Source organism: Methylophaga sp. (genome assembly GCF_965655755.1).
Lineage (GTDB): Bacteria > Pseudomonadota > Gammaproteobacteria > Nitrosococcales > Methylophagaceae > Methylophaga.
The window spans coordinates 2,712-10,050 of record NZ_CBFHHW010000046.1 but is presented as its reverse complement, the minus strand read 5'-3'; the positions used below and the strand labels follow the sequence as shown (position 1 = coordinate 10,050).

General features: G+C 46.1%; 7 protein-coding genes. 5 read left to right on the top strand and 2 right to left on the bottom strand.

Annotation, left to right across the window (positions count from 1 at the left end; all coding sequences use genetic code 11):
* From typA to ACTF5U_RS11705, 4 genes are all read left to right on the top strand, one after another.
* A partial coding sequence (typA, locus tag ACTF5U_RS11720) for a translational GTPase TypA (RefSeq protein WP_438971816.1) occupies positions 1-1,560 on the top strand: 1,560 nt, incomplete at its 5' end.
* Between the two features lie 63 nt (positions 1,561-1,623).
* Complete coding sequence (locus tag ACTF5U_RS11715) at positions 1,624-1,845, top strand: PP0621 family protein (protein WP_438971815.1); 222 nt, start codon at positions 1,624-1,626, stop codon at positions 1,843-1,845.
* Complete coding sequence (locus tag ACTF5U_RS11710) at positions 1,842-3,449, top strand: sensor histidine kinase (RefSeq protein WP_438971814.1); 1,608 nt, start codon at positions 1,842-1,844, stop codon at positions 3,447-3,449. Before ACTF5U_RS11715 ends, ACTF5U_RS11710 begins: the two co-directional genes overlap by 4 nt.
* Positions 3,449-4,804 (top strand): sigma-54-dependent transcriptional regulator, encoded by a 1,356-nt coding sequence (locus tag ACTF5U_RS11705; protein WP_438971813.1) that lies wholly within the window; start codon positions 3,449-3,451, stop codon positions 4,802-4,804. The genes ACTF5U_RS11710 and ACTF5U_RS11705 overlap by 1 nt, the downstream gene beginning before the upstream one ends.
* Here the strand turns inward: ACTF5U_RS11705 and ygfZ are convergent.
* Positions 4,801-5,760, bottom strand: a complete 960-nt coding sequence (gene ygfZ / locus ACTF5U_RS11700) for a CAF17-like 4Fe-4S cluster assembly/insertion protein YgfZ (RefSeq protein ID WP_438971812.1) — start codon at positions 5,758-5,760, stop codon at positions 4,801-4,803. The genes ACTF5U_RS11705 and ygfZ overlap by 4 nt on opposite strands.
* An 86-nt stretch (positions 5,761-5,846) precedes the next feature.
* On the opposite strand from ygfZ, the gene ACTF5U_RS11695 reads away from it, so the two are divergent.
* Positions 5,847-6,272 carry a protein YgfX gene (locus ACTF5U_RS11695; RefSeq protein WP_438971811.1) on the top strand — a complete coding sequence of 142 codons (426 nt, stop codon included), beginning with the start codon at positions 5,847-5,849 and terminating at the stop codon, positions 6,270-6,272.
* On the opposite strand, the gene nadB is transcribed toward ACTF5U_RS11695, so the two are convergent.
* On the bottom strand, positions 6,238-7,339 hold a 1,102-nt coding region (gene nadB / locus ACTF5U_RS11690; RefSeq protein ID WP_438971810.1), incomplete at its 5' end, for an L-aspartate oxidase. The genes ACTF5U_RS11695 and nadB overlap by 35 nt on opposite strands.

Sequence of the window (7,339 nt, the reverse complement as noted above, 5' to 3'; positions counted from 1 at the left end):
GAGCGAGTTCTGTCGATGGTTGATTCAGTGTTGCTTTTGGTCGATTCAGCTGAAGGTCCAATGCCGCAAACACGTTTCGTTACGCAAAAAGCCTTGGCTTTAGGGTTGAAGCCGATAGTTGTTATCAACAAAATTGATAAACCATCAGCGCGACCAGACTGGGTATTGAATCAAACTTTCGATTTGTTTGCGAACCTTGATGCAAGCGATGAGCAGCTTGACTTTGATGTCATTTATGCGTCTGGGCTTAATGGCTTTGCGGGTATGGAAGATGATGTTCGTGAAGGCGATATGACCCCGTTGTTTGAGTTGGTAGTTGATAAAGTAAGTCCGCCCAATGTTGATGTGGATGGCCCATTCCGGATGCAGGTTTCCTCTCTGGACTACAACAGCTATGTCGGTGTTATCGGTGTAGGTCGTATTGAGCGTGGGCGTGTTAAAACGAATTCCCCTGTGACAGTAATCGATCGTGAGGGAAAAACACGTAATGGTCGCGTACAGCAAGTAATGGGGTTCCTTGGCCTGCAACGCGAGGAAGTCAGTGATGCTCAGGCGGGTGATATTATTGCTTTCACCGGTCTGGACCCATTGAATATTTCTGATACTTTGTGTGATCCAAGTGCTGTGGAGGCATTGCCACCGTTATCGGTTGATGAGCCCACTGTAACGATGACTTTTCAGGTTAATAACTCACCGTTTGCCGGTAAAGACGGTAAGTTCATCACAACGCGTCAAATCAAAGAACGTCTTGATCGTGAATTGATTCATAACGTGGCTCTACGTGTGGATCAGGTTCCGACTGATCCCGATAAATTTAAAGTGTCAGGCCGTGGTGAGTTGCACTTGTCTGTTCTGATTGAAAATATGCGCCGTGAAGGCTTTGAGCTGGGCGTATCTCGTCCCGAAGTCATCATCCGCGAAGTAGACGGCGCGAAAGAAGAGCCATTTGAATCGGTCACCATTGATGTTGAAGATGAGCATCAAGGCACAGTGATGGAAAAAATGGGTGAGCGTGGTGCAGAACTACGTGACATGGCCCCTGATGGTAAAGGACGTGTTCGTCTTGATTTTATTATCCCTTCACGCGGTCTGATTGGTTTCCGTACCGAGTTTCTGACAGCGACACAGGGTACCGGACTTATCTACAGTGTTTTTGATCACTATGCGCCTATGAAAGCGGGTAGCTTTGGTAAGCGTATGAATGGTGTATTGATTGCCAATGGGGTCGGTAAAGCGGTCGCTTTTGCTATCTTCAATCTGCAGGAACGAGGACGTATGTTTATCGGTCACGGAGATGAAGTCTACGAAGGTATGATTATTGGTATTCACTCACGTGATAATGATCTGGTTGTGAACCCGTTGAAAGGTAAACAATTAACTAACGTGCGCGCATCCGGTACGGATGATGCCGTGAATCTGGTGCCGCCAATCAGGATGAGCCTTGAGCAGGCATTGGAATTCATCGGAGAAGATGAGTTGCTGGAGGTGACGCCTAAGTCACTCCGGCTGCGTAAAAAATTACTTCTTGAGCATGAACGCAAACGTGCGTCACGAGGCTAAACAGCCCAATACAACCACGAAAAAGGGTATCCTATCAGGGTACCCTTTTTTTTGAGGTGAAAGATGCGAATTCTGGTTCTACTGGCCATAGGTTTATTACTGTATATCATCATAAGCAATCTGCTCAGAAAGAGCAGAAAGCCGTCCCTATCATCGACAACCAGTGAACGGATGGTGCGTTGTGAACAATGTGGCTTGCATATTATTGAAAAAGAAGCACTGGAAGACAATCGCCAGTTCTTTTGTTCACGTGACCATCTTGAGGAACATCGTCAATCGCGATGACGCAAACGTCCGATTTTATACAATCGCCAGAACAGGACCCCGGGAGTTGGCGGGCGCTCACCGTTTTCGCCGGATACCGTTTTTTTCTGGCAGGCGTATTGTTTTTTGTCTTTTATCTCAAGTTACCGCCAGAGTTCTTAGGGTGGGTTGATCCCAAACTCTATGCATTGGTTAGCAAATTTTATTTGTTGACAGCATTAATTTTATTAATTTTCACTATTAAACGCTGGGGTGATGTTGAAAAGCAGATAAAGCTACAGCTTGTCATTGATATTATTGCTCTAACTCTGATTATCCACGCCAGTGGTGGTTTGGCTACAGGCCTGGGGTCTTTGTTATTAGTGGTTGTCGTTGCCGGTGGCGCGTTAATCCCCGGTCGCCTCGCAGCCTTCATTGCTGCTATTGCCACCTTGGCGGTGTTGCTCGAAGTGAGTTATTCCCAGATAGCGGGGGACGGCGTAACCAAATACAGTCAGGCTGGTATCTTGGGAGCAACATTTTTTGTGACGGCCTGGCTGGCTCAATGGTTGTCACATAAGATGCAGAGTTCGCAGGTATTGGCAGAGCAACGCGCCAGAGATGTGGCGAATCTCGCTGTACTCAACCAACACATTATCAGTCGTATGCAGATTGGTGTTCTGGCGATAGATACTCAGGGCATTGTCACTATGTTTAATCAGTCTGCAAGAGATTTATTGGGCATTGAACGTGCATTTCCCGGTTTTAATTTGCGGCTGATGGTGCCACAACTGGCTGAACAAATCTGGTTATGGCAACATCATAACCCGCAGCCATTTGAAGCCTTTCAAGCCCGGCCTGATCTGCCCGAAGTGCAAGTTTCAGCGTCTAAACTGGATAGTGGTGAGATACTGATTTACGTAGAAAACACCTCAGCCATGGCGCAGCAGGCACAACAATTGAAATTAGCGTCGTTGGGCAGACTGACGGCGAGCATTGCCCATGAAATTCGCAATCCTCTGGGCGCAATCAGTCATGCTGGCGAGTTACTGGCAGAAAAACAGACTTCAGACCCTAGTATGACTAAGTTGACTGATATTATTCAACGTCACAGTGAGCGTGTTAACAGCATTATTGAGACGATTCTGCAAATGAGCCGTCGAAAAACGGTTGAGCCTGCTGCAGTGGTCTTGGCGACATGGCTGGAAAAATTTGTTGCTGAATTCTGCGAAATAAAAACAGCTAAGCCGAGTGACATTAGTCTGACAATTGATTCTCCTCTGGCAAAGGTGGCGATGGATCCGGAACAACTGCATCAAGTACTTTGGAATTTAATGGAAAATGCCTGGCATTACTCGACAGAGCCGGAGGGGAGTGAGCCACGCATAGCGTTACTGCTTGACCGTTCAGAGAAAGAAATTTATATCGATGTGAGCGATAATGGAGCTGGGGTCAGTAAGGGGGCACTCGAACATTTGTTTGAACCATTTCACTCCAAGCGTCAGGGCGGAACCGGGTTAGGCTTATATCTCGCCAGAGAGTTATGTCAGGCCAATGGTGCACGGTTGAGTTATATCGCTGATGAGTTGCAAAGTAGTCGTTTTCGTATAAGCTTCCCGAGTGAATGGCAGGAATACATAGCATAATGAACCGACAAGCACTGGTTATTGATGATGAACCGGATATTCTTGAATTACTGACAATGACTTTGTCAGGCATGTCGATTGATTGCGTGACAGCAGAAAATCTTGCTCAGGCCCATCAGGCATTGAAACAACATAAGTTTGATTTATGTTTCACCGATATGCGGTTGCCGGATGGCAATGGCTTGGACTTTGTTAGAGCCATTCAGCAACAATACCCTGAATTGCCGGTCGCTGTTATTACGGCACATGGCAATATGGATCTTGCGGTAGAAGCATTAAAGTCAGGTGCATTCGATTTTGTATCCAAACCGTTAAAACTCAGAATGTTGAAAGATCTGGTGTCAGCAGCTCTCAAGCTTTCTCCAGAAAAACCCCAGGTCAGAGAACGCCGTTCGCGTGATAAACTGCTTGGCGATACCGAGCTCATACGGTCACTTCGGGGCAAAATCACCAAACTTTCGCGTAGTCAGGCACCTGTCTACATCACGGGTGAGTCCGGCACAGGGAAAGAGTTGGTTGCCCGATTAATTCATGAGTTGGGCGCTCGTTCTGAACAAACCTTTATCCCAATTAACTGTGGTGCGATACCGGCTGAACTGGTAGAGAGTGAATTGTTTGGTCATAAGAAGGGCGCATTCACCGGTGCCATTGCTGATAAGCAAGGGCTGTTTCAAGCGGCTGACGGCGGAACTTTATTTTTAGATGAAGTGGCTGATTTACCTTTGATGATGCAGGTGAAATTATTACGTGCTATTCAAGAAAAAACAATTCGTCCGGTTGGGGGGCATGAGGAGATAAATGTGAATGTACGTATTTTGTCTGCTACCCATAAGAATCTGACTCAATGTGTGAAAGAAGGAAGTTTCAGGGAAGACTTGTTTTACCGTCTCAATGTGATTGAATTGACTGTGCCTGCGCTACGCCAGCGGCAGGCGGACATTCCTTTGTTAACAGATCATATTCTCAAACGACTGGCTCATAGCCATCATCAACCTCAGCCTGAAATCACTGGGGCAGCCATGAAGGCATTACAACATTATGCTTTTCCGGGTAATGTGCGTGAGTTGGAAAATATTTTAGAAAGAGCGATGACGTGGTCTGAAGGGAAGTCGATAGAAGAGGGTGACCTGATGTTACCCGAGCATGAACACCATCCAGAATCCTTACAACAAAAAACAGATTTTTCCTCCCTTAGTAATGTCCCTGATCTTGAATCGAAGCTGGAAGATCAGGAAAAACAGCTCATCATGCAGGCTCTCGAGTCAACGCGCTGGAACAAAACTGCGGCTGCAAAAAAGCTTGGTATTTCATTTAGAGCACTGCGTTATAAGCTCAAAAAGCTTGAAATTGATTAATCAGACTCATCAGCTAATGCTGTGAATTGTCTGACTATCTGACCTTCAATTTTTGCCGCATGATTAATTGAACTCAGTTTCATACTCAACTGGCAGAGAATACTATTATCGTCGTCTATCTGTGCCTGAACTACATGGCCCAGGGTGGTGTTTTCATCATTCATTACCGCCGTATTGGCTTGCGGTAACTCATCGCTATCGATACTGCCAAGAAACATCCGCCGGCTTGGCGATCCCAGATAATGCAGCCTTGCAACGACTTCCTGCCCCGGATAACAGCCCTTTTTAAAGCTGACGCCGTTTACCAGATCCAGATTAACCTGTTGGGGGGTAAATTGTTCTTTGGTGAGATTGAAAATGGCTGGCATGCCCGCTTTAATATCCAACAACTGCCAACTCCCCTGCGTTGTTAATTGCCATCCATTACTGAGGAAGTCAGACAGGCCCGAAAAATTCTTTTTTTCACTGAGTATAAGGTAACGCCTCACATCTCCTTGTTGCTTCATCATTAAGCCATGCTCGGTTTGCACGCCCTGCATAGCCTCTTCTGGCAAGTCAGTGAGGAGCTGATCTGGATTAATAATCCCAGCTGCAACTAATGTGTCGGAGAGACTAATCTCAACTTTGCTACGCAGTTTGAACATAGTCAGACGTTGTGCAATCGCCGCGGATAGCTCTGCAGGTAAGACAATCAAAAAATCCTGTTCACGTTTCACTAACTGGAATATTGCCAGCAAGCGACCTTTGGGGTTACACAGACCACTGAGTTGCGACTGGTTTAGCTGCAAAGCGTTAACATCGTTGGTCAGCAGGTTTTGCAAAAAAGAGGACGCATCATCACCGGAAACGCGAATGATGTGCTGATCAGGTAACGGTACTAAAGAGGCTTGATCACTGTCAGGAGATTGGTTCGTTGCTAGATCGGCTTGTTGTTGAATCAGGGTTTGCCAGCTCATAAAGAATCGCTATTATTAAGTTAAGAATAGTATTCTAACTGCTCAATTGATTTGAAAACAGGGATGAAAAAAGAGGCTTTTCAAGGATGACAGTCTGGATTAGGCGATCTACGCTGATATTGACTTATTTATTCGCGATCCACATTTTAGCTTTCGGCAGCGTCTGGCTGGTTTTGGATCAGCTTTTAGTCAGTATTACTTTGATATTACTGGTGTTGGTTCATTTCATTTTTTTAGCGCGTCAATATCAGTGGTTACCCTGTCGAAACTATCTGACAAAATTGGTGTTTCACTCTGATCATACTTGTAGTCTGGAGTTTGCAGACAAAGGCAAAAAAGGCCCATTCATGATTAAGGGGAGTGTTCTATTCAATCCGGGATTGGTACTCTATTTGAAACCATTGCAAGCGGGGTTTAATAAGCCTGTTTTTATTGCCCGAGATGCTGTGGAACCTGATATCTGGCGACTGCTTAGAGTCAAGCTGCGTGATCCTGATTTTTGGGGAAAATGATGGTATCGCTTGCATTGGTATCAGTTTGTGACTCGGGATAGTCGAGACTGTAATGTAATCCACGACTTTCTTTTCGCCTTAAAGCAGACTCTATGATCAGTTCTGCCACATCAGCAAGATTACGCAATTCTAGTAAGTCAGCCGTTATATGGTGTTGACTGTAATACTGTCGGATTTCGTCTTGCAATAATGCCAGCCGCTGTTTTGCTTTAAGTAGACGCTCTGTTGTCCTTACAATACCTACATAATCCCACATGAAACGACGTAACTCATCCCAGTTATGGCTGATAGCGATGGCTTCTTTGGCAGGGTAAACTTGACTTGCATCCCATGCTGGTACCGGGGGCGACAGCGGAAGCGGCTGCTGTTGTTTAATATGGTCTGCGGCTGCACGAGCGAAAACCAGACATTCCAATAAAGAGTTACTGGCCATACGATTGGCACCATGCAAACCTGTACAGGCTGTTTCGCCAATTGCATACAAACCGGGAATGTCCGTGCGCCCCTGCAGATCGGTCATAATTCCGCCACAGGTGTAATGGGCCGCAGGTACGACCGGCAAGGGTTCCTTGGTCATATCTATCCCCAGTTGCAAACACCGTTTGTAGATGGTGGGAAAATGACTTTTAATAAATGACTTCGGTTTGTGGGAAATATCCAGATAAACACAATCATCGCCGAGTCGCTTCATTTCGTAGTCAATCGCCCTTGCCACGACATCACGTGGCGCCAGTTCAGCCTGAGGGTGAAAGCGCTCCATAAATCGTTGCCCATTAGCGAGTAATAATCTGGCACCTTCACCACGTAATACTTCACTGATCAAGAATGATTTTGCTTTTGGATGAAACAGGCAGGTTGGATGAAACTGTATAAACTCCATATTCGCTATGCGACAACCCGCACGCCAGCCCATGGCGATACCATCACCGGTTGAGACATCCGGGTTACTGGTGTACAGATAAGCTTTCCCAGCGCCCCCTGTGGCGAGCACGGTCACAGGAGCAAGAAATGTTTTTGTTTCATCGTTTTTTATGTCGAGTACATAACATCCCAGCGCACGGTTAGCC